General features: G+C 39.5%; 19 protein-coding genes. All 19 read right to left on the reverse strand.

What is annotated here, in order from left to right; genetic code table 11:
* Position 1 precedes the first annotated feature (1 nt).
* Positions 2-736 carry a 1-(5-phosphoribosyl)-5-[(5-phosphoribosylamino)methylideneamino]imidazole-4-carboxamide isomerase gene (hisA, locus tag QDN89_RS07510; protein WP_280769494.1) on the reverse strand — a complete coding sequence of 245 codons (735 nt, stop codon included), beginning with the start codon at positions 734-736 and terminating at the stop codon, positions 2-4.
* Positions 729-1355, reverse strand: coding sequence for an imidazole glycerol phosphate synthase subunit HisH (gene hisH, locus QDN89_RS07515; RefSeq protein WP_280769495.1), 627 nt, complete (start codon positions 1353-1355; stop codon positions 729-731). The genes hisA and hisH overlap by 8 nt, the downstream gene beginning before the upstream one ends.
* Positions 1352-1945, reverse strand: a complete 594-nt coding sequence (hisB, locus tag QDN89_RS07520) for an imidazoleglycerol-phosphate dehydratase HisB (RefSeq protein WP_280769496.1) — start codon at positions 1943-1945, stop codon at positions 1352-1354. Before hisB ends, hisH begins: the two co-directional genes overlap by 4 nt.
* Entirely contained in the window at positions 1935-3215 is a 1281-nt protein-coding gene (gene hisD / locus QDN89_RS07525; protein WP_280769497.1) for a histidinol dehydrogenase, read from the reverse strand. The genes hisB and hisD overlap by 11 nt, the downstream gene beginning before the upstream one ends.
* On the reverse strand, positions 3212-3862 hold the full coding sequence (hisG, locus tag QDN89_RS07530) for an ATP phosphoribosyltransferase (RefSeq protein WP_280769498.1): 651 nt from the start codon (positions 3860-3862) through the stop codon (positions 3212-3214). The genes hisD and hisG overlap by 4 nt, the downstream gene beginning before the upstream one ends.
* Positions 3859-5049: an ATP phosphoribosyltransferase regulatory subunit gene (locus QDN89_RS07535; RefSeq protein WP_280769499.1), complete on the reverse strand. Its 1191-nt coding sequence runs from the start codon at positions 5047-5049 to the stop codon at positions 3859-3861. Before QDN89_RS07535 ends, hisG begins: the two co-directional genes overlap by 4 nt.
* 364 nt (positions 5050-5413) lie before the next feature.
* Positions 5414-5923: an acyltransferase gene (locus QDN89_RS07540; RefSeq protein WP_280769500.1), complete on the reverse strand. Its 510-nt coding sequence runs from the start codon at positions 5921-5923 to the stop codon at positions 5414-5416.
* 23 nt (positions 5924-5946) lie between these two features.
* Positions 5947-6609, reverse strand: a complete 663-nt coding sequence (gene ppaX, locus QDN89_RS07545) for a pyrophosphatase PpaX (protein WP_280769501.1) — start codon at positions 6607-6609, stop codon at positions 5947-5949.
* Between the two features lie 27 nt (positions 6610-6636).
* Positions 6637-7620, reverse strand: coding sequence for a nucleoside recognition domain-containing protein (locus QDN89_RS07550; RefSeq protein ID WP_280769502.1), 984 nt, complete (start codon positions 7618-7620; stop codon positions 6637-6639).
* 23 nt (positions 7621-7643) lie between these two features.
* Entirely contained in the window at positions 7644-8528 is an 885-nt protein-coding gene (gene lgt, locus QDN89_RS07555; protein WP_425335381.1) for a prolipoprotein diacylglyceryl transferase, read from the reverse strand.
* A 132-nt stretch (positions 8529-8660) separates the two neighbouring features.
* Positions 8661-9599 carry an HPr(Ser) kinase/phosphatase gene (hprK, locus tag QDN89_RS07560; protein WP_280769503.1) on the reverse strand — a complete coding sequence of 313 codons (939 nt, stop codon included), beginning with the start codon at positions 9597-9599 and terminating at the stop codon, positions 8661-8663.
* Between the two features lie 226 nt (positions 9600-9825).
* Complete coding sequence (locus QDN89_RS07565; RefSeq protein ID WP_280769504.1) at positions 9826-10182, reverse strand: phage holin family protein; 357 nt, start codon at positions 10180-10182, stop codon at positions 9826-9828.
* On the reverse strand, positions 10182-10379 hold the full coding sequence (locus QDN89_RS07570) for a PspC domain-containing protein (RefSeq protein ID WP_280769505.1): 198 nt from the start codon (positions 10377-10379) through the stop codon (positions 10182-10184). Before QDN89_RS07570 ends, QDN89_RS07565 begins: the two co-directional genes overlap by 1 nt.
* A gap of 297 nt (positions 10380-10676) precedes the next feature.
* Positions 10677-11828: a DUF4097 family beta strand repeat-containing protein gene (locus QDN89_RS07575; RefSeq protein ID WP_280769506.1), complete on the reverse strand. Its 1152-nt coding sequence runs from the start codon at positions 11826-11828 to the stop codon at positions 10677-10679.
* A 147-nt stretch (positions 11829-11975) separates the two neighbouring features.
* On the reverse strand, positions 11976-12971 hold the full coding sequence (locus QDN89_RS07580; RefSeq protein WP_280769507.1) for an NERD domain-containing protein: 996 nt from the start codon (positions 12969-12971) through the stop codon (positions 11976-11978).
* Positions 12972-13338: 367 nt separating this feature from the next.
* On the reverse strand, positions 13339-16218 hold the full coding sequence (uvrA, locus tag QDN89_RS07585) for an excinuclease ABC subunit UvrA (RefSeq protein ID WP_280769508.1): 2880 nt from the start codon (positions 16216-16218) through the stop codon (positions 13339-13341).
* 8 nt (positions 16219-16226) lie between these two features.
* Positions 16227-18224 (reverse strand): excinuclease ABC subunit UvrB, encoded by a 1998-nt coding sequence (gene uvrB, locus QDN89_RS07590; RefSeq protein WP_280769509.1) that lies wholly within the window; start codon positions 18222-18224, stop codon positions 16227-16229.
* Positions 18225-18574: 350 nt separating this feature from the next.
* Positions 18575-20245 (reverse strand): hypothetical protein, encoded by a 1671-nt coding sequence (locus QDN89_RS07595; protein ID WP_280769510.1) that lies wholly within the window; start codon positions 20243-20245, stop codon positions 18575-18577.
* 278 nt (positions 20246-20523) lie between these two features.
* Positions 20524-22014: a S41 family peptidase gene (locus QDN89_RS07600; RefSeq protein ID WP_280769511.1), complete on the reverse strand. Its 1491-nt coding sequence runs from the start codon at positions 22012-22014 to the stop codon at positions 20524-20526.
* Positions 22015-22337: the final 323 nt, after the last annotated feature.

A 22337-nucleotide genomic window follows, 5' to 3' on the forward strand; every position in this document is an offset into this window, starting at 1 on the left:
GCTATCGTACCTCCTGAATCGCTTGTTCAAGGGAGAGACGATCTGTATAGAGTGCTTTACCAATAATTGCTCCAGAAATCCCTTTATCGCGGTGTGACAAAAGTTCTCGTAAATCATCCATCGTGCTCACTCCACCAGATGCGATCACTTCTTTGCCTGTCGCTTGACCTAAGCTAGCTATTTCTTTCACGTTAGGTCCTGATAACATCCCATCACGGGAGATATCTGTCATGATAAACGTTTCCGCTCCTTGATCCGCTAACTCTTGACCTAATTCTTCCGCTTTCACTGTTGATGTTTGAAGCCATCCATGTGTCGCAACATACCCGTCACGGGCATCGATTCCGATAGCGATACGCTCCCCACCGTATTGTTTCAACATTTGTTTCACAAAAGCAGGATCAGAAATAGCCGAACTACCTAAAATCACACGAGACACACCAGCCTCCAAATACGTTTCCACATCTTTAACTGTGCGGATTCCTCCACCAATTTGCACGTGCGCAGAAAGTTCTTTGGCCGCTCGTAACACTTCTTGATGATTAACTGGTTTTCCTTGCTTTGCGCCATCTAAATCAACCATATGTATCCATTTCGCACCTTTTTTCTCAAAGCTTGATGCCATATCAAATGGAGAATCACCGTAAACTGTTTCTTGGTTATAGTCTCCTTGTAATAGACGAACGCATTTTCCTCCGCGAATATCAATGGCCGGATAGATTGTAAATTCACTCATCGCTCGTCTCTCCTTCTTTGTCTAGAAAGTTTTTCAACATTGTCATACCAAGCGTACTACTTTTTTCTGGGTGGAACTGAGTAGCCCAAATCGATCCTTTTGCCACAACTGCTGGAACGCGTTCTCCACCATATTCAGCTGTTGCTACGAGGATATCTGCCGTTTTTTCTTTGACGAAATAGGAATGCACAAAGTAAACATGACCTAAGGGAACTTCTTGAAGAATCGGGTGGTCAGCTTTTTCAAACACAAGCCGATTCCAGCCCATATGCGGCACTTTGTAATTGCCACTTTTGAATCTTTCCACTCTCCCTGGGAGCAATTTAAGTCCTTCTGTTTGACCGTTTTCTTCGCTTTCATCAAACAATAGCTGCATCCCTAAACATATCCCTAATAGTGGTTTATTGTCCTTCGCCCACTGTTGTATAAACGTATCAAGACCTCGTTTTTTTAATTCAGTCATTCCGTCTTTGAACGAGCCAACCCCTGGTAAGATAAGCATGGAAGCTTTCGATAATTCGTCGTGGTCTTCTGATAAAAATGGCGTGTACCCTAACCGTTCCAGCGCTTTTGTTACGCTATGAAGATTACCCATACCGTAGTCAATGATACCGATCATGATAAGCTTCCTTTCGTTGATGGAATTCCTTTTACTCGAGGGTCTAGTTGTGTCGCATCATCCAAGGCGCGTCCTAATGCTTTAAAAATCGCCTCAATAATATGGTGTGTATTTGTTCCGTAATGAACGATAACGTGCAAATTCATTCGAGATTCTAAAGCAAACTTCCATAGAAATTCTTCCACCAGTTCCGTATCAAATGTCCCTACTTTAGCTGCTGGAATCTCGCCTCGGAGTTCAAAATGTGGTCGATTACTTAAATCAATCACCACTTGCGCCAACGCGTCATCCATTGGAACAAAGGCATTACCGTAACGGCGAATCCCACGCTTATCGCCAAGGGCATCCTTCAATGCATCGCCCAACACAATCCCCATGTCCTCTGTTGTATGGTGATCATCGATTTCTGTATCACCTCTACCTGTAAGCTTGAGATCAAACAAACCATGGCGAGTAAATAAGTCCAACATGTGGGTCATAAACGGCACATCTGTTGTTAAATCGGCATTGCCTTGTCCATCAATGGCAAACGTTAATTCGATATTCGTTTCATTTGTTTTTCTTGTTTTCGATGCTTGTCTATTTTCCATTGTCTGCCTCCAATCGAATTTCCACAGCTCTTGCATGAGCTTCTAAATCTTCTAGTCTGGCGAAAGCGGCGATTTTTTCACCGTTTTGTTCGATCGCTTGCTTGCTATATGAAATAATGCTTGATTTTTTTGTGAAATCTTCCACATTTAACGGGCTGGAAAAACGTGCCGTCCCGTTTGTCGGTAGCACGTGATTCGGGCCAGCAAAGTAGTCGCCAACAGGTTCAGAACTATATTCTCCAAGGAAAATCGCTCCTGCGTGGCGTATTTGTGCCAGTACTTCCCACGGTTGTTCGACGTGAACTTCCAAATGTTCCGCAGCTAATTCATTCACTGCTTCAATCGCATCGTCTAATGACTCGGCTAGATAAATAGCACCAAAATCATCGATCGATGCTTTCGCGATCTCTTTTTTCGGTAACGTTTGTAACTGTTTTTCCACTTCTTCTAATACCGCATCGGCTAACGCTGCGTCATTTGTGACGAGTAAAGAGGATGACATCGGATCATGCTCTGCCTGAGATAATAGGTCTGCTGCAATATAATTTGCCTTTCCAGTATGATCTGCTAAAACGGCTATCTCACTAGGTCCGGCAATCATGTCAATATCAACCGTTCCAAACACCAGCTGTTTTGCCAAGGCCACAAATATGTTACCAGGACCGACGATTTTATCAACTGCTTGAATTGATTCCGTTCCGTAAGCTAACGCGCCAACTGCTTGCGCTCCGCCTACTTTATGAATCTCTTCCACGCCTAATTCCTGAGCGGTAACAAGAACGATATCTGATAGTTTTCCATTTTTTTGTGGAGGTGAAGTCATGACAATCCGTTTCACCCCAGCTACTTGTGCAGGAACAACATTCATTAAGATCGACGATGGATAAGCTGCCCTTCCACCAGGTACATATACGCCAACTGCATCAAGTGTCGTTACTTTTTGACCGAGAATCGTGCCATCGGCTTTTGTCGTCATCCACGATTGCTGCACTTGCCGTTCGTGAAAGTCACGTATATTTGCAATCGCTTCTCGAATAATCGCCAACGTATCTTCTGTAACCGAAGCGTAAGCAGCTTTTCTTTCCTCTTCTGATACGAGTGTATCACTTACATCGACACCATCAAATTGTTTCGTATATTGGCGGAGGGCTTCATCCCCATTTGCTCGGACCGCTTGCAATATTGATTCTACCGATTGTCGCTGATCTTTTGTCCCTTGATCAATCGACCGTTTCAATGAAAGGTCTCGTGTAACCGGAATAATTTTCATTCGTTCGCCTCTCCTTTTGCAACCACTTCTGCCAAGCGGTCGACCATATCATCAATTTGCGCTGATTTCGTTCGGTAACTGACAGGGTTCACAATAAACCTAGACGTAATTTGCATCATCGTTTCTAATTCAACAAGACCATTTTCTCTCAACGTCTGTCCGGTAGAAACAATATCGACAATCCGATCAGCTAGACCAATAATCGGAGCGAGCTCAATTGATCCATTCAATTTGATAATTTCAACTTGTTCTCCTTGCTCACGAAAATACTCACTCGTTAAGTTCGGATATTTTGATGCTATTTTTGGAGCGACTTCAGACTTCGGATTGTACGAAGGTAAGGAAGCAACCGCCATATAACAAGCACTTATTTTCAAATCTAACACTTCATAAATATCTCGCTTCTCTTCAATCATCACGTCTTTACCAGCCACACCAACATCAGCGACGCCATGTTCTACGTAGGTTGGCACATCCATTGGTTTAGCTAGAATAAAGCGCATCCCCGCTTCTGGGACTTCAAGAATTAATTTTCTTGATTCCTCAAATTCTGGAGGCAACGGATAGTTGGCCTTTTTTAGTAATTCCACTGCTTCTTCAAAAATCCTGCCTTTTGGCATGGCAACAGTAATTAATTCTTCACTCATTTGGACGTCCCTCCATTCCCGTTCGTGCCAATATAATAAATCACATCTTGAAATTGAGCTGAATAAGCATCAACATTGTCAACACCAGTCAGTTCCTGCATGACAACAGATTTCCCTTCTCCACGAAGTTCTTTTGTCTTTAACATCGCTTCTTTTCGACGGTCATGGCTAAAAATCAAGCAGATTTCTTTCGTTGTTGTTTCCTTTTCTTTCCCTAATGCTTCCGTCAATCGGTCTAGTCGTAAACCAAACCCTGTCGCAGGTTCATGATGATCAAATTGATCAAGCAACTGGTCGTAACGTCCACCACTACCAACTGGATAACCTAAGCCTTCACTATAAGCTTCAAAAACCGTCCCTGTGTAATAACTCATATGCATGACAAGATTCAAATCAATCATCATGTTGTCAGCCAATTCGTATGTCTCCAGAACAGAAACTAATTGTTCTAACTGATCCAATGATGCTTTTCCTTCCTTGCTTTCTACAAGTTCACGAGCTTTATTGACAACTTCAGGTCCACCTTTTAAACGGAGTAGATCATGAAGTCTTTTTTTGTCGATGGAAGAAAGAGGAAGTTGATCCACTTCTTTTCGGAACCCAACATAATTTTTTTCGTATAAATAGCGACGGAAATGATTTGCTCTCGTTTCGTTCCCAAGCACTTCTTTTAACAAAGCATTTACAAACCCAATATGTCCGATGGCGATTTGGTACGTTTCCACACCAGATCGTTCAAGAGAAGCCATCATAAGGGAGATCACTTCCGCATCAGCGCTACTAGACTGATCGCCAATTAATTCTACTCCCACCTGCTCAAATTCAGCCGGTCGACCACCTTCTCGTTGCTGAGCTCGGAAAACTGGAGCATCGTACGTTAAGCGAAGGGGACGATCCTCTTTGTTTAACGTAGAAGCAGCAATTCGTGCAATAGGTGCTGTCATGTCTGGTCGCAGTACGAGAGTATTCCCTTGCTGATCAAGAAGTTTAAACAATTGTTGATCTAGAATAGCTGAAGCTGTTCCAACCGTTTCATGAAACTCCAACGTCGGCGTTTCAATTGGTTCATACCCCCATTGGGAAACTTCTGAAGATATCGCTTGTTTCACTTGTCGTTTTAATTGATAAAGTTCTGGCAATGTATCGCGCATACCAATTGGTTTTTCAAACATAAATAATTTAGTCATGACTTTCTCTCCTTCCTTATGTATCCTTCTCAAAATATGATATTCTCCTGTGAAAATGAAGTTATAAAAGCCTTGTATCTTGAAATTCCCTTTATTAAGGGTTCGCTTTTATTCTGTCTGATCCTTTATTTTTCATGAGTTGTTACGTATAAAAATCATTCCACTTTAGTCCGCTAATATGATAGAGCGATAAAGATCTTAAGTAGTAGTCTACAAGGGAATGATCTGGGAGTCAACAATTAAATCCGTTCTTAAGGGCTTTCTTTAAAGATTTGACAATTTCTTATTTCTTTCGTTACTTATGAAAACTAGAGCTTTCCATCTTTATCTTTAAACAAAAACGTTAGTAGCATATGAAAAGCTACTAACGTTGTTCTGCTTCAAGCTGTTCTTTTGTTCGAATAATTTGCATTGGATTCCCACCAACAAAATAACCTGCTGGAACATCTTTATGAACCAACGTAGCTGCAGAGACGATGGCACCGTCACCGATTGTCACTCCTGGTAAAATCGTTGTATTGGCACCGATCATCACATTTTCACCAATCGTTACCTCACCAAGTCGGTATTCCGTGATCAAATATTCATGGGCTAATATCGTTGTATTGTAACCAATGACTGAGTTTTTACCGATAGAGATTTTCTCAGGGAACATAACATCCATCATTACCATCAATGCTACCGCTGCTTCCTCTCCTACTTTCATCCGTAAAAACGTTCGATATAACCAGTTTTTCATCGCTAAAAATGGCGTATATCTGGCCATCTGAATCACGATAAAATTCTTCACCACTTTGAAGAAGGGAACCGTTTTGTACACTCCCCATAAAGAATTTGCTTCGTCGACTGGATAACGTTCTGTATTTCGGCCCATCTCCGGCACCTGCCTCTGCTTACTTAGTTGAATGTTGCTACATTCGTTTGTTGTAAATAATCCAATAGGTCCGTCATTGATTCCAACATCACATCAGGTTCATATGATTGTAAGTGTTCTTTTCCCTTGATACTCCAAGCAACCCCGGCTGTTTTTGTCCCGGTATTTTTCCCACCAAGAATATCGTGTTCACTATCACCGACCATGATAGCACGTTCAGCTGATGAACCTAACTTTTCAAGAGCCAAATTCAACGGTTCTGGATCTGGTTTATAGTTGGTCACATCATCGAGTGCCACGACGGCAGGAAAATAGGATTCCAAATTCATTAACTGCAGCCCTTTCACTGCCGTTTCATGACGTTTCGTCGTCACAATTGCTAACTTATACCCTTGTTTAACAAGCTGTTCGAGAGTTTCTTTCACACCCTCATACTCACCGACCAAGTCGTCATGGTTTTTATGATTAAACTCACGATAAGTCATCGTCATCTCTTCCACTTTATCCGGGTCAAGATTCATAAACGTTTCCGATAGAGGCGGTCCAATAAAAGACACCACATCTTCACGGACGTATTCGCCAGGATAATACGTCTCCATCGTATGCATAAACGACGCTACAATTAAATCAATCGTATTAATTAATGTTCCATCTAAATCAAACAAAACCGTATCTATTTTTTTCATCAATGATTGCCTCAACTTTCCTTAATGTTAATCTCCACTACTTACTTTCTTAGAGCTTTCGGAGTATGTGTTCGCTTTAGAATCATCCGCTTCCTGCTTTCTCTCGATGCGGTTCCATACAATAGCAACGGCAATTGTCAGTAATATCGCTGTAACAACCCTTACGAGTAACAATGGCCATAACGGAATCCCTAATGGTGCAAAAATAAGCGTATCTTCCACAACAGCGTGACAAGCGACGAGAAAAATAAATACTAAATAAAGGTCTTTTTTCTTTACGCCATCTTCTTTCACAGCTTGTATCATCACACCTGCTCCATATGCTAGACCAAACGTTAGACCTGCGGCTAGTGTTGTTGATGTATTTGGATGGATCCCTAGTAATTTCGTAAATGGGGTCATCCACCTTGAGAACACCGGTAACCAATGTAAATCTTTCATAATCTGAATAAAAATCATAATTGGAATGACGATTGCTGCTAATTGTAAAATTCCTATGATTGCACTTTCTACGCCGTAAAGTGCAATCGCTCCGTAACCTTCTATGTTTTCTGTTCCACCGGATGGGACGAAACCATAACTAGCTTTTTCGCTCCCACCTTGCCAAATGAGATGAATCATCCAGGCAGAAACGAGAGCAAGCCCAATTCTCACGACGAGAACGACGGAAATACGCAAACCAACTTGCTTTGCGACTGCCGATTCCACAAATAGGTTATGGGAAAACGACAACATAACTGCTAAAATAAACACTTCTTTCACTGTCAAATCCATTGTTAACATGGCACCAATGGCTGCATAAAGGTTTAAAAAATTACCAAGAACGAGTGGAATCGCAGACTCTCCGCTTAAACCAATGTAGCTCATAAAAGGCGACAACACTCTCGTCAACCAATCCATCACTACCGTTTGACTTAACATCGTGACAATCAGTGTAATCGGAAAAATAATTTTCCCTAATTTCCATGTGGTAAGGAGACCGGTTTTCAACCCTTGTTTTAGTGTATTCAATTGCCAGCCTCCATTCCTAACGATTACTTTTTCTTCTTTTTCTTCTTCTGCTGCGGATTTGTTTTCTTTTTCGCAGCCGTTTTTGGTGGTGTATCATCGTCTAAGTAACGTTTATCAGATAAACCTGTTTTACGACGATAAATGAGTAAAATGATCCCACCAATAACAATAAGTATCGACATCACTTGAGCCGTCTTTAACACACCAAAGATTAGTAGATAATCTGTTCGAATTTCTTCAATAAAGAACCTTCCTACAGAATACCAAATCGCATACGTAATGAACAGTTCCCCTCTGCGGAGATTTACACGACGCAATAATAAAAGAATAACGACACCGGTTAAATTCCAAATCGATTCATATAAAAACGTTGGTTGGTAATATGCACCATTAATAAACATTTGATCAATAATAAAATTAGGGAGCATTAAGTTTTCTAAATATGCTCTGGACACTTCTCCTCCAAAAACTTCTTGGTTCATAAAGTTTCCCCAACGTCCAATTGCTTGGGCTAACAAAATACTAGGCGCTGTAATATCAAGAATTTTCCAAAGAGAGAATCCTCGTTTTTTCGCAAAAACTAGCGCTGTTAAAACACCACCTATTAAACCTCCGTGAATCGCCAAGCCGCCTTCCCATATGTAAAACATACGGATCGGATCGCCAGCAAAATCTTCCCACCGAAAGATAACATAATACATTCTCGCACCAATAATCGCAATAGGTAGCGCAAACATGAGTAAATCCGCCAGCATATCATCCGGCATTCCGCGCTTTTTTGCTTCGTGGTTTGCTATTAGATACCCTATAAAAGCACCTAACCCTATCAATAACCCATACCAAAAAACAGTTATAGGACCCAATTCAAATGCAATCGGATTCAACGGTTCTATTGCTCCAATAATCATATGTACACCTCTTTTTAATCTTTTTCTCTGTTATGAAATGAAAACAGAAGGGATAGCATGTCGCCATCCCTCTCAATAATGTACCATATTTATGAAGATTTGATGAATAGATGTGCATTTTGAAAGATTATTTTAAAAATCTTCTCGATCTCCATCTTCAATCACATGATTTAACCGCTCTGAAAATTGCTCTGCGGCATTGATTCCCATTCGCTTCAATCTAAAGTTCATCGCAGCCACCTCAATAATAACAGCTAAGTTTCGTCCAGGTCGAACAGGTAATGTAATTTTCGGTAAATCTGTATCAAAAATTCGAATCGTGTCTTCATCTAATCCCAATCGATCATACTGCTTTTTTTGGTCCCAAATTTCTAAATCAATCGTTAAACCGATTCGTTTGAAATTACGAACCGCACCTGCTCCGAACAGCGTCATGACATTGATAATTCCTAACCCTCGGATTTCAAGAAGATGCCTTATCAATTCAGGTGATTTACCAACTAACACACCATCATGCTCTTGGCGAATTTCCACGGAGTCATCCGCAACCAATCTGTGACCACGACGAACGAGGTCAAGAGCCGTTTCACTTTTACCAACACCACTCGAACCTGTAATCATGACGCCAATACCATATATATCAATTAACACACCGTGAATCGCAGTCATTGGTGCTAGACGACTTTCTAAATACGTCGTTAATTGACTACTTAATCTAGTCGTCGTATTTGAAGCAGTTAGTAATGGAACCCCTGTGTCATTCGCTGCTTCAATGAGATAATCTGGCGGTGTCATTTCTCTAGAAAGAATGATTGCGGGTGTATCGTATGTACAAAGCCGTTGCATTCGATCCTTTTTTTCATCATCTGATAATTCTTCATAAAACGACATTTCCGTTTTTCCTAATAGCTGTATACGTTTGGCTGGATAATACGTAAAATACCCAGCCATTTCCATACCTGGACGAGAAATATCACTTGTTGGAATGGGGCGGAACGTCACCATCTCTTCGTCATTCACTAAATCCAAGCCAAACTCTTCCATCAAATCTTTCGCTGTCACTTCACTCATAGAAACAAACCTCCTTATATCTTAAAGCCTTTCATTTATCGCTTTACTCAACATAACTGTCACTCTTCAGAACACAAAAATAGCTTTCACTTTTGCTTGGCCTATGTAGTCATTATCATTTTAGCATACCCTATCAAGAATCGCTGAAAATTTCATTCACTCTATTATTTTCGACGAAAAATAAAAACTGCAAACGCCCCCTATGGACTGTTTACAGTTTTTATAGTTATCTTTTTGTTATCGGATCAACAATAAACGAATGAATGAGCGCACTAAGGATCGCAAAAATAATTGCAGCTAAGATTGCCACACCAAAACCATCAATCACAAAACTGCTTCCCATAATCGCCGCTGTTAGTAATAACGTAATAGCGTTAATCACGAAGAGAAATAACCCTAGTGTGATCACAGTGACTGGTAATGTTAGAACGACAAGAATTGGTTTAACAATCAAATTTACAACAGAAAGAATAAAACTTGCTAACAAAGCTGATGTAAAGCCATCAATTTCAAATCCTTGAAAAAAGTTTGCAATAATTAATAGAACAACTGCATGTACGACTAACTGTATGAGCCAACCCATTATGATTGTATTTCCGATTCATTTGGAATAACAAATATCCCAATAATATATGCAAGTACCATTGCAAAGTTAAATGGTATGAGCAACAGTAGCATGACAATTCTCACTACTGTTGGATCAATATTAAAATACTTACCAATCCCACCGCAAACACCTGCTAATTTTCTATCACCTATTGTTCGATATAATCTATTCATCCTTTACACACTCCTCTTCTAAAACAACTTATACTAGTTTATTTTGGGATTTCTTATCATTCTTTGTTGTTGAATAATCATAGCCCTCCGTCCCGCGGAAAAAACTTGCTTTCCCACGGGAAAGAGCATTTACTTCACGAACAAGCTTCGCATTGCTTCGAAGGACATGAGGTCCAAGTGCTGGCTTGCTGCAGGACGCCGCATTTTATCAGTGGACATAACTATCACCTAGGCGAAACTGGCAAAGAATGTAGCAGTCTCTCATTTTTCGAAATCATTAATAAGCTTGAACTTCGTTTAATTTTTAATCGATATCGTTCCTGTTGTTGCTTCTGCTTCTACATAAAAATGCGCCTCTGCCTTTTTATTTGCTAAGAATGACATCTTTTTACTAGCAAATTCATTTTTTTCATCAATAACGGACATTTCAGGCAACTCACATTGGATTCCACCAACGGTTGTTTTTAACTCACCTTCTGTTTTTACATTATCAGGAACTTGGACATTGACACTGCCTGTCGTCGTTTTTAAATACACGCGCGCACTCGCTTCATCCAATAACGTGTAATGAATCGTTCCATTTAGTGTCTCCACATCTAAATCACCTTTGCTTGTTTTGACAGATACCGTACCATTAACTGTCTTCGCATCCGTTTTATTCGCATGCAACTGTGGGACGGCAATCGTACCATTAACTGTTTCCAAGTTGACATGATTTGCATGTATTTCATCAAAATCTAATCGACCGTTGACCGTTTTTGCTTCAAAGCTGTCCACTGACACATTTTCCCCTGTTATTTTCCCGTTAAACGCATATAACTTAATTTTTTCTAATTGGTTTCTAGGAACATACATGACTGTGTTCACTTTCATTGATTTTTTCTTTGCTTCAAACGCAAGTTTTCCATCTGTGAAATGAAAGTTAACTTCGTTTAGAAAAACACGGCGAGCCTCGTCTGCATCTCGAACTTTATATACCTTCACATGGCATTCCATACGAATGTCTTCTTCATCCCATGGTAAAAACGAAATACTTCCGTTTTCCACATGAACATCCACGTCTGTCACTTTTGCATGTTTGTGTTGAAAAATATGTTCTACTTCTACCGATGAACCAAAATTAAAGTCTAAGTCAAACTCTTTGATCTTGTGAACGGCATCTTCAACGAATTCTGTGAATCTTCTAGCAAACGTATTTACTTTCTCTTCTGTCCGTCGATAACCTCCAGCATCCCAATTCACATCACGAGACACATATTGATCATTTTCTGATTTGGATGGGCGAGAAGTATGTTGGTATGCATCTTCTTCGCTATGCGGACCTTTTTTTTCTTTTTTCGATGCCTGTTTAGGATCCTCTTTCAGCGCATTTAATAACTCTAACCCTTCTTCTGTCGTAATTTTCCCGTCCTCAATCATCTTCAAAATCATTAATCTTTCTTCTTGCATTGTCAACGCCTCCTTTAGTTAATAGTATTACGTATATGGTAACAGCGTGGTTTCAGAGTTCGAGATTGGATGTGGAAGTTCGGTATGTGCGGTGCCGATGTTCATTATAGATGGTCGGAAGTGTATTATAACATTATTCGACAAACTTTAATGATAAACCCCTTTCCTTATTTCCTTAGAACTTAATAAGTCAAACTTTTGTTTTTTAGAATTCTTCTTTCTTGACACATCTAACTTAATTAATAGTCTTCTTAAGACACCGCACTCTTGAATATTCAAGAATTCTAGTAACTCGGCAGTTGTTGCATATCTCCCAAATAGAAAAACATAGTCGATTATTGCTTGAATATGAGCATTCTGTGATGTCACACCACATTCTGGACATTTCCAAGTTCTCTTCATTCTATTCATTGATATTCGTTTGCATCCAGAACATTGCACGCCACGAATAATATCACTTTTCTTGAGCTCATGCATATCAAGAGAAGACTTTGACAATTCAAGTTCTTGATGAGATTTTTTTAGGAAGTTTGCTATTTTTTTCATTTCATTTATTGTATAGGTTTTTGTTTTTGTGGCTTCAGTCGAAGATTCAAGGTGTCTAATATGGTCAAGGAGATAATTACTCCTTATTAAAAGTGGGGAAAGGTTCTTTGATTCATTTATAATCATTTTACTTTTCGTAAACACCGAAACGTAATGAAGTTTCGGGATGGTTAGTTTTTTGTATTTAGTCCATTCAGAGAGCTGCCATGCTTGATGTTTGACTTGTTGAACTGGGCAAGAAAAACTCGATTGAACATCATTGTATGTACGAATAATTTCACCTGTTTCTTGTACTTCGATGGAACCAGCCCAATGCTTTGTTTCGACTATAAGAGAGAAAGATGTAAACAAAACCAGTGTATCCATTTGAAAGAAATATTTTTTGTAAGGAAGTCTCAATGAATGCATTATTACAGTAGTTGAACCGTCTAGGAAGTCTAAGTAATAAGATATGGATTTTTCACCATAATATCCACTCGCTCTTTTATAGTATTCACTTAAGATGTCGTTCAACTGAGGATGACCTTCAACGAGTCGGTTTATCTTAGCTTGTAAGATTCGGAGTTCGGTGGGGGGAACATGAGGTTTAACGATCATGAATAGCGTCACATCCTTTTATTTAATTAAAAAAAAATCAAATTAGTTCTTGAATTTATAATTCGACTTCATTTTATAAAATCCTCTTTTTTTCTTGAATTTAAATAAAATTTTGTGAAGAATAGCACATAATTTAACGGTAGAAAGTATTATGTGCATTATAAGTTTGCCAAAGTGCATTATAGAAGTGCGGAAGTGCATTATAAAAAGCAGAAAGTGCATTATAGATGAAAGAAAGTGCATTATAACAATTTTCGACAAAATCCGCGTGCCCGAACTTTCTCGCTGCACCATTGCTGCTCCATTGTCCAGACTTAACGCTAACTAAAAAGAACGGCTCAAATATGAGCCGTTCTCTCCACTAATGCTACACCGATGTTCCGGCGCCTTCTTTTTCTTCCATACGATCCTTCATACGAAGCCGTTCCCGTTCTAATATCGGCTTTAAATACTGTCCTGTATATGAGCCTTCTACTTTCGCTACTTGTTCTGGAGTCCCTTTTGCTACAAGACGACCACCTTTGTCGCCGCCTTCTGGACCGAGATCAATTACGTAGTCCATTGTTTTGATGACGTCGAGGTTGTGTTCGATAATCAGAACTGTGTCGCCATTTTCTACTAATCTCTGTAGTACTTTTAACAGTCGGTCTATATCGTGTACGTGAAGGCCGGTTGTTGGTTCATCTAGAATATAAATCGTCTTGCCAGTCAAACGTCGGTGAAGCTGAGAAGCTAACTTCACTCGCTGTGCTTCCCCACCTGATAAGGTGGTTGCAGGTTGACCTAACTTCATATAACCAAGGCCGACATCATAAAGCGTTTCTATTTTTCGTTTGATCCTTGGAATATTTTCAAAGAAACTCAATGATTCTTCTACTGTCATGGCAAGAACGTCTGATATATTTTTTCCTTTATACTTCACTTCAAGCGTTTCACGATTGTACCTCTTCCCATCACATTCTTCACATGGGACATACACATCGGGAAGGAAGTGCATCTCAATTTTAATGATTCCATCTCCGCGACAAGCTTCACAGCGACCACCTTTTACGTTGAAACTAAAGCGCCCTTTTTTATAGCCGCGAACTTTAGCTTCATTCGTCATCGCAAACACGTCACGGATGTTATCAAATACGCCTGTGTAAGTCGCAGGGTTGGAACGTGGTGTTCGACCAATTGGAGATTGATCGATGTCGACTACTTTTTCCAACTGGTCCATGCCGTCTACCTTTTTCACTTTACCTGGTTTTGCTTTTGCTACCGTTAATTTTTGAGCCAAAGACTTATACAAAATATCATTTATAAGCGTACTTTTCCCTGACCCTGAAACTCCCGTAACGGCGACTAGTAAGCCTAAAGGAATGTCTACATTTGTTTTTTGTAAATTATTCTCCTCCGCCCCACGAATCGTTATCTTTCTCCCGTCTGGTTTCCGTCGCTCAGCTGGAAGGGAAATGAATTTCTTTCCTGACAAATATTGTCCAGTTAGCGAGTCTTTATCATTCATTACTTCTTCAGGTGTACCTGTCGCACATATTTCACCGCCATGAACACCTGCACCTGGACCTACGTCAATTAAATGGTCTGCAGCTAACATTGTATCTTCATCATGTTCAACAACAATCAGAGTATTGCCTAAATCGCGCATTCGTTCTAGTGTTTTGATTAAGCGATGGTTATCACGCTGGTGCAATCCGATGGACGGTTCGTCTAAAATATATAAAACTCCCATTAACGATGAACCAATTTGAGTAGCTAATCGGATTCGCTGTGCTTCTCCACCCGATAACGTGCCAGCAGATCGAGATAATGTTAAATATTCTAAGCCGACATTGATGAGAAAACCTAAGCGTTCATCAATTTCTCTTAAGATCATTCTTCCAATCGTCATTTCTTTATCCGATAGTGTAAGATTTTCAAAAAAGACTTTTGCTTCTTTTATCGATAAATCCGTGATTTCACCAATATGTCGATTCGCTACTTTTACCGCTAATGCCTCATGGGTTAAACGATTTCCTTTGCAAGTTGGACAGGGTTTTTGGGCCATGTAGCCTTCCATTTGTTCTCGAATATAATCGGAACCTGTTTCGTGATAACGACGAGATATATTTTTCATCACACCTTCAAAATAAATCTCTTTTTCACGAACACGGCCAAATTCATTTTCATATTTAAAATAAATTTTCTCATTTCCACTTCCGTATAACACCTTGTCTAACTGGTGCTGTGGCAATTTTTTTACTGGTACATCTATATCAATACCAAAGTGATCACAAACACTCTCTAGAAGTGATGGATAATATTGTGAACTTGTCGGTTTCCATGGAGCTATCGCATGATCGCGTAACGATAGGGAATAGTCTGGAATGACAAGCTCTAAATCCACTTCAAGCTTATGACCTAACCCATCACATGATGAACAAGCACCAAACGGACTATTAAAGGAGAACATCCGTGGCTCTAATTCTCCAATAGAGAAACCGCAGTGTGGACAAGCGTGTTTTTGACTGAACAATAGATCTTCATCATCAATCACGTCAACCATGACCCGACCATCAGCCAAGTTCAAGGCCGTTTCCATCGAATCGGCTAACCGTGTTTCTATGCCATCTTTAATAATGATTCGGTCAATAATGACTTCAATATCGTGTTTTTTGTTTTTCTCTAAGGTAATTTCATCTGATGCTTCATGCATTTCACCATCGACACGAACACGAACATACCCTTGTTTTTTAATATCTTCTAGAACTTTTGCATGGGTACCTTTTCTGCCAGAAACAAGAGGTGCAAGAATTTGCATTTTCGTGCGCTCTGGATACTCCATCATGCGATCTACCATTTGTTGAATTGTTTGTGAGCTAATTTCAATTCCATGGGTTGGGCACACCGGTCGCCCGACACGTGCATATAGAAGACGAAGATAATCGTATATTTCCGTTACAGTTCCAACCGTCGAACGTGGGTTTTTGCTCGTCGTTTTTTGATCAATTGAAATGGCTGGAGATAGACCTTCAATGGCATCCACATCTGGCTTGTCCATTTGACCAAGAAACTGCCTTGCATATGCAGATAGTGATTCCACATAGCGACGCTGCCCTTCTGCATAAATGGTGTCAAATGCAAGAGAAGACTTCCCAGATCCTGATAAACCAGTCATTACCACTAGTTTATTTCTTGGGATTGTTACATCAATATCTTTTAAATTATGGGAACGTGCACCCTTTACAACTATATTATCTAAAGCCATTCGATGTTTCACCCTTCCGCTTTTAATTCTAAGATGACGTCTCGGAGTTCAGCAGCCCTTTCAAAATCGAGTTCTTTTGCTGCGTGCTTCATCTCTTTTTCCATTCGTTCGATCACTTTTTCACGTTCCTTCTTACTTAGTTTTTGAGAAGGAGCTTTCGTGAACGCTTCATACGCTTCTTCTTCTTCCGCTGCATAAGTTGCTTGAATTAAATTTGGAATGGCCTTTTGAATCGTTTTAGGCGTAATGCCGTGTTTTTCATTATGAGCTTTTTGAATGACACGACGACGAGTTGTTTCCTCTATCGCTACATTCATGGAATTTGTCATGCGATCCGCGTACATAATGACATGACCATTGGAATTACGAGCTGCGCGCCCCATCGTTTGAATTAACGGTCGTTCTGCACGAAGGAACCCTTCTTTGTCGGCATCGAGAATACAAATCAACGATACTTCCGGAAGATCTAATCCTTCTCTTAATAAGTTAATCCCAATGAGAACGTCGAATTTGCCTTGACGAAGCTCTCGAATGATTTGGATTCTCTCTAACGTTTTGATGTCAGAATGGAGGTAATTTACTTTGATCCCTACTTCTTTTAAATAATCGGTCAAATCCTCTGACATTTTTTTCGTCAACGTCGTGACAAGTACTCGTTCGTTTCGTTCAATACGTAAACGGATTTCTTCGATCATATCATCAATTTGGCCTTTTATCGGTCTTACATCAATTGTTGGATCGAGAAGTCCTGTTGGACGAATTATTTGTTCAATCATATCTGGTGAGTGTTCTATTTCATATGGACCTGGTGTTGCAGAAACGAAAATGGACTGATTAATATGCTTTTCGAATTCTTCAAATTTCAATGGTCGATTATCTTTAGCAGACGGTAGACGAAATCCATGCTCAACGAGAACTCCTTTTCGCGCTTGGTCGCCATTATACATACCACGGACTTGAGGCAACGTGACGTGTGATTCATCCACAACAATCAATGAATCTTTCGGAAAGAAATCCAATAACGTGTATGGAGTCGCCCCTGGTTCTCGAAAAGTTAGGTGTCTTGAGTAGTTTTCGATACCAGAACAATAGCCCATCTCTTGCATCATTTCGATATCATATCTTGTTCGCTGCTCTAAACGCTGCGCTTCCAACAGTTTTCCTCGATCATGCATGTCTTTTAACGTCTCTTCAAGTTCTTTCTCAATATTCACGATGGCTTTTGTAAGTTTTTCTTCTCTAGTTACGAAGTGCGAAGCCGGAAAAATTGCAACGTGGTCTCGTTCCCCTAATACTTCTCCAGTCAGTGCGTCTACTTCAGTAATCCGATCAATCTCATCTCCAAAAAATTCGATTCTTAAGCAATGTTCATCTCGAGAAGCCGGGAATATTTCAACGACATCCCCTCGGACACGGAACGTACCGCGAGTAAAATTAATATCGTTTCGTTCATATTGGACATCAACTAGCTGTCGAAGAAGACCATTTCGGTCTCGTTCCATTCCTTTTCTTAAAGACACAACGAGATCACGGTACTCTTCTGGAGAACCGAGACCGTAAATACATGAAACGCTTGCTACAATAAGGACATCTTCTCGTTCGAATAGCGCACTCGTTGCTGAGTGGCGAAGTTTATCAATCTCATCATTAATGCTAGCGTCTTTTTCGATAAATGTGTCTGATTGTGGGATGTAGGCTTCAGGCTGATAATAGTCATAGTAACTTACAAAATACTCCACACGATTATTCGGAAAAAATTCTTTGAACTCACTATAAAGTTGACCAGCTAACGTCTTATTATGGGCAATAACTAACGTAGGTTTTTTTACTTTCGTAATGACATTAGAGATCGTAAATGTTTTCCCAGTACCTGTTGCACCAAGTAACGTTTGAAACTTATCTCCTCTGTTTACCCTTTTGACTAATTCTTCTATAGCTTTTGGTTGATCTCCAGCTGGCTTATAATGCGAGTGAAGATCAAATTCATTTGTTTCCTGCAATGTCACGTTTTTCCCTCCTATAAATATCATTTTCCTGTAATCTATGCTGCCATTTATCATTCAATCGTTTATATTAAAAGACTTAATCGCTTTTTCTAAAGTTTTGACGATCGTTTATGCTAAGAAAAATCCTATCTGTTCTACATATAAAAAGCAAACAACTTGCACGTTGTCTTTATTCTCTTACCCATTCTTGACAGTTGTCTATCATTATATCACAATTTTCCAATAACACGAACGTGTATTCGTAATATTTTTAAACAAAACGATTGATTATGGCTCTATATAGAATAATTGTACAAAAAAACACCTGCATCATGATGATGTGCAGGTGTTTCTATTAGTTTTCTTCGCTATTATTTTTTACTACTTTGATCATCTTCATCTAAAGTTGGTGCCCATTTATTTCTTTTCGTTTTCGTTTGTCGAAACTCATCGTAGAAATTAGCAAGACCACTCGCTTGTCCATATGCTTGCCCCATTTCATAAGCTCCTTTTTCTAGTTGACTAACCTTTTTATTATCGTCGCTTTCTTCAGAGACAACCTCATCCTCAGGTTCTAGCTCTTGTTTTCTATCTTCAGAATCTTCCGTTGCTGCTGATTCCTCATGATTTTCACTAGTGAAAATTTCTTTCTCCTCTTCTGTCTGTTTATCATTGCTATCAATTGGTATTTCTTCCGTTTGTTGCTCTGCTTCATCTATAAAACGATCCGAGTCTGAATCGTGGTGTTCAATCTCTGCGTCCATTGGTTCTTCTGTCGGCGGAGTTTTCGTTTCATTCTGCTGTTTTTCTACCTCAGAACGGTCTTGATGAATGACAACAGAAGATCGCAATCCTCGATAGGAAAGGTTCCCCATTTCATCATCCGGAACAAATAAACACCCTATCTGGTAGTGATCTCCTTGAAAGATGGATGATTGAGCAAATCGAAGCTCTCCAGCAAGATCTAACACTTCTAACTTACAGTAAGCGGAGTTTTGCTGTAATGCATCATAAAATTCCCGCTGAGAACTAACCTCACGTCCATTTGCTTTTACGATCACTTCTCCTATATCAAGTCCCATTTTATGCGCGGTAGAATGCGGAAGGACTCCAAGGATTTTCATCCCGGATTCTTGACGATTAAATAGACTTGTTCGCTTTTTTTCTTCTAGTTTATATGATAAAAAAACTATTTCCCGACCAATTAATATAGCTGCAGGGACGAATAAAATCATCAGTGAATAAAAATAAGCGGCAATAGCAAAAGTGATCACAATCATATTCACAAAAACTAAGTGTTTTCCTATTTTTTTCACACCATCAATTGGATATTCTCCATGAAGCTTTGCTTGGAAACCGAGGACAAAAGGGACAAGTGCTAGTCCAAATGTTTCTCCACTTGTTAAAGGAAACAATGGCCACCAAGAAACGGCACTCCATTCCCCAACAGGGAACACTAAAAAGATTGGAAGAAACCATAGGCGAGATGCAATGTGCTCGCCCACCATTTTCCCCCGTTTACTTTTTACAATAGCTGGAGACGTCTGTTTCCATCCATCTGCTAGAATTAGCAGTGATTCTGCGACAAACAAAACGGTGAAAAGCCAAGCTAAATTTAATAGATCCATCTGCTGAATGTCAATAATCCATTGATTAAGGAAGGACCAATTTGTTCCTGCTTCTGGAAGAAATGGTGCGATGATCAGTGCTAATGATCCTGCTACCGTAATACTCAACCAACGAGCATTTCGAAAGGGCAGTAAAATAAGCCAAATTGCCATGATTAAAGCTAGCATGCCAACTGGAATTTCAATGCCAAGCAAAAGCGTAACGACTGACACAGCTAGTCCAAAAATCAAAGCGATTACCAAAGGTGATGTAACTTGTTGAATCACATCAAAAACACGAGTATGAAAATCTTTTCGTTCTCGTTTCACTCTCTGAAAACCTAGCATGAAAGCTGCTATCACAAATACGTATGTAAGGGGGTGCAAAAAGAATCTTCCTAAAGATTTAAGTATTTCTAAGCCAATCATATCCAAGCAAATTCCTCCTCATCCCACAACTTCATTTTCTTTAATTAAATAATGTTTTTTCATCTACTTACGAATAATAGTCTCTTCCTTTCATTGTAAATGAATTATCAGAAAAGAAAAGCGATTTTTTTCAGATTATCCAAGTTTCTCCTTTTTTCTATTTTTTCATCCATCATGGTGCGAAGAGATTCGCATGGTAGTCTACTCACGATTCGAAATAAAATCACAAAAAAGCGATGAAAGAGGGTGATCCTCCATCATCGCTTACTTAACGTTGTGAATTGTTATTCTGTTAATAGCTCAATCGCTTTTTGAAATTGAAGGTCTGACTCTCTATCTTGAATCGTTTCAATTAATACTTCTTGTAACCGATCTCCTGTTTCTTCGTTAATTTCACCTGTTACTTCTAAGTCCTCTTTTTCTTGGAATGATTTAACCGCTTCTTCTGTTTGACGATCAAAATAGCCGTCTGTGCGACCTGGGTCTTCCCCGAGTCCTTCCAACATGACCTGAGCACTCTTCACATGGTCATTTGACACATCATAAACAAGTGGATCTTCAATATCAAGCGGTGAAACGTAGAAAAACTCGGGTTGTTCTACTTCTACCGTCGGTTGCACACCGTCTTCATTAATATTATTTCCGTCGGAAGTTAGCCATCTAAATAATGTTAATTTAATTTCACTTCCATCATCCATTTGAAGCGTTTGTTGAACAGTACCTTTCCCGAATGTTGGTTTACCGACAACCTCATGTCCTCCTGCTTCCTTTAATGCAGCAGCAAGAATCTCTGATGCTGACGCACTTCCTTCATCGATCAAGGATACGATTGGATACTCTTTATCTTCCTCTAAATTAGAAATATGTCTGATTGTTTCCCCGTCGCGATCTTCAATTTGTACAATTGGTTCTCCGCCTGGAATAATTAAATTCCCAATGTCCTCAACACTTTGTAAGAAGCCGCCTGGATTTCCTCTTACATCAATGACTAAACCATCGATCCCGTCATTTTCAAGCTTAGTTAGCTCTTCTTCAAAGTCCTCAGCGGTATCTATTGAGAAGGAACGGATTTCTAAATAACCGATATTTTTATCATTTTGTTCAATGATTTCACTATGAACGGTTACGATTGGAATAACATCTCTTACCACATCTAAATCTATTTGATCAGTTACACCCGGTCGTTCAATCGTTAACGTGACAGATGTTCCTTTTTCACCTCGAATTTTTAATACTGCTTCATATAATGAGAGACCATCGATATCCTCACCATCAATTTCAATAATTTGATCATTAGGTCTTAATCCTGCATCTTCTGCAGGGGAATCACGAAATGGAGCTACAATGGTTACTTTACCATTTGTCATACTTACTTCCGCACCAATTCCTTCGAAGGATGAATCAAGTGACTCAACAAACTCTTGGGCTGTGTCTTGATCCATGTAAACGGAATAGGGGTCATCTAACGTTTCTAGCATTCCTGAAATGGCTCCTTCAATAAGTTTCGATTCATCCACTTCATCCACATAGCGTTCAGCAATAATTTCATACGCTTTTTCAATTTTTTCTACTCGTTCTAAATCAACGTCTACATTACTCGACGCTTCTTGGGCTTCATTTTGACTACTTTCCATTAATTCTTCGACTTCAGCTTGTTCTAAAACAACAGCATCATCGTTCCCATTCATGGCAGCCATTGTTATATACATTCCTCCAGCCCCTAGTAAAAGAGATAATACAAATACTAAAGGAATGAAAACTTTACTATTTTTCATAACATCCACCTCATTCGTCCCTTAATCTATTTATGAACGTTCTATATTTTTTGTATTTTTCATTTGTTCCTATCATAACAGAGAATAAGACCGATTTAAAAGAAATCTCACTGTGCAGAAAAACTTTGCTTCTTTTTCAATCAATATTATTCGGTTTCAAACGATAAAACATCCTTCTCCGAAAAAATGAGTGAAGATGAAATTTACCATATTTATGTATTTCCGCAATATACTAAGTAGAGGTCAGTCCGTCCATAAACGATGGACAAGTGTCTGATTCCTCTATTAGAAAAACTTGGATTATCGCCAAGTCCTGGCGAAAG

The sequence above is a fragment of the Salipaludibacillus daqingensis genome, assembly GCF_029891575.1.
GTDB lineage: Bacteria > Bacillota > Bacilli > Bacillales > Salisediminibacteriaceae > Salipaludibacillus > Salipaludibacillus daqingensis.

Bases quoted from the DNA above. Each gene is read 5' to 3' on its own strand.
- hisD (WP_280769497.1), bottom strand. From the start codon at position 3,215: ATGAAAATTATTCCGGTTACACGAGACCTTTCATTGAAACGGTCGATT.
- QDN89_RS07600 (WP_280769511.1), bottom strand. From the start codon at position 22,014: ATGAAAAATAGTAAAGTTTTCATTCCTTTAGTATTTGTATTATCTCTT.
- QDN89_RS07540 (WP_280769500.1), bottom strand. From the start codon at position 5,923: ATGGGCCGAAATACAGAACGTTATCCAGTCGACGAAGCAAATTCTTTA.
- lgt (WP_425335381.1), bottom strand. From the start codon at position 8,528: ATGATTATTGGAGCAATAGAACCGTTGAATCCGATTGCATTTGAATTG.
- ppaX (WP_280769501.1), bottom strand. From the start codon at position 6,609: ATGAAAAAAATAGATACGGTTTTGTTTGATTTAGATGGAACATTAATT.
- QDN89_RS07565 (WP_280769504.1), bottom strand. From the start codon at position 10,182: ATGGGTTGGCTCATACAGTTAGTCGTACATGCAGTTGTTCTATTAATT.
- hisH (WP_280769495.1), bottom strand. From the start codon at position 1,355: ATGATCGGTATCATTGACTACGGTATGGGTAATCTTCATAGCGTAACA.
- hprK (WP_280769503.1), bottom strand. From the start codon at position 9,599: ATGAGTGAAGTGACAGCGAAAGATTTGATGGAAGAGTTTGGCTTGGAT.
- QDN89_RS07575 (WP_280769506.1), bottom strand. From the start codon at position 11,828: ATGCAAGAAGAAAGATTAATGATTTTGAAGATGATTGAGGACGGGAAA.
- hisB (WP_280769496.1), bottom strand. From the start codon at position 1,945: ATGGAAAATAGACAAGCATCGAAAACAAGAAAAACAAATGAAACGAAT.
- QDN89_RS07580 (WP_280769507.1), bottom strand. From the start codon at position 12,971: ATGATCGTTAAACCTCATGTTCCCCCCACCGAACTCCGAATCTTACAA.
- QDN89_RS07535 (WP_280769499.1), bottom strand. From the start codon at position 5,049: ATGACTAAATTATTTATGTTTGAAAAACCAATTGGTATGCGCGATACA.
- uvrA (WP_280769508.1), bottom strand. From the start codon at position 16,218: ATGGCTTTAGATAATATAGTTGTAAAGGGTGCACGTTCCCATAATTTA.
- hisG (WP_280769498.1), bottom strand. From the start codon at position 3,862: ATGAGTGAAGAATTAATTACTGTTGCCATGCCAAAAGGCAGGATTTTT.
- hisA (WP_280769494.1), bottom strand. From the start codon at position 736: ATGAGTGAATTTACAATCTATCCGGCCATTGATATTCGCGGAGGAAAA.
- QDN89_RS07570 (WP_280769505.1), bottom strand. From the start codon at position 10,379: ATGAATAGATTATATCGAACAATAGGTGATAGAAAATTAGCAGGTGTT.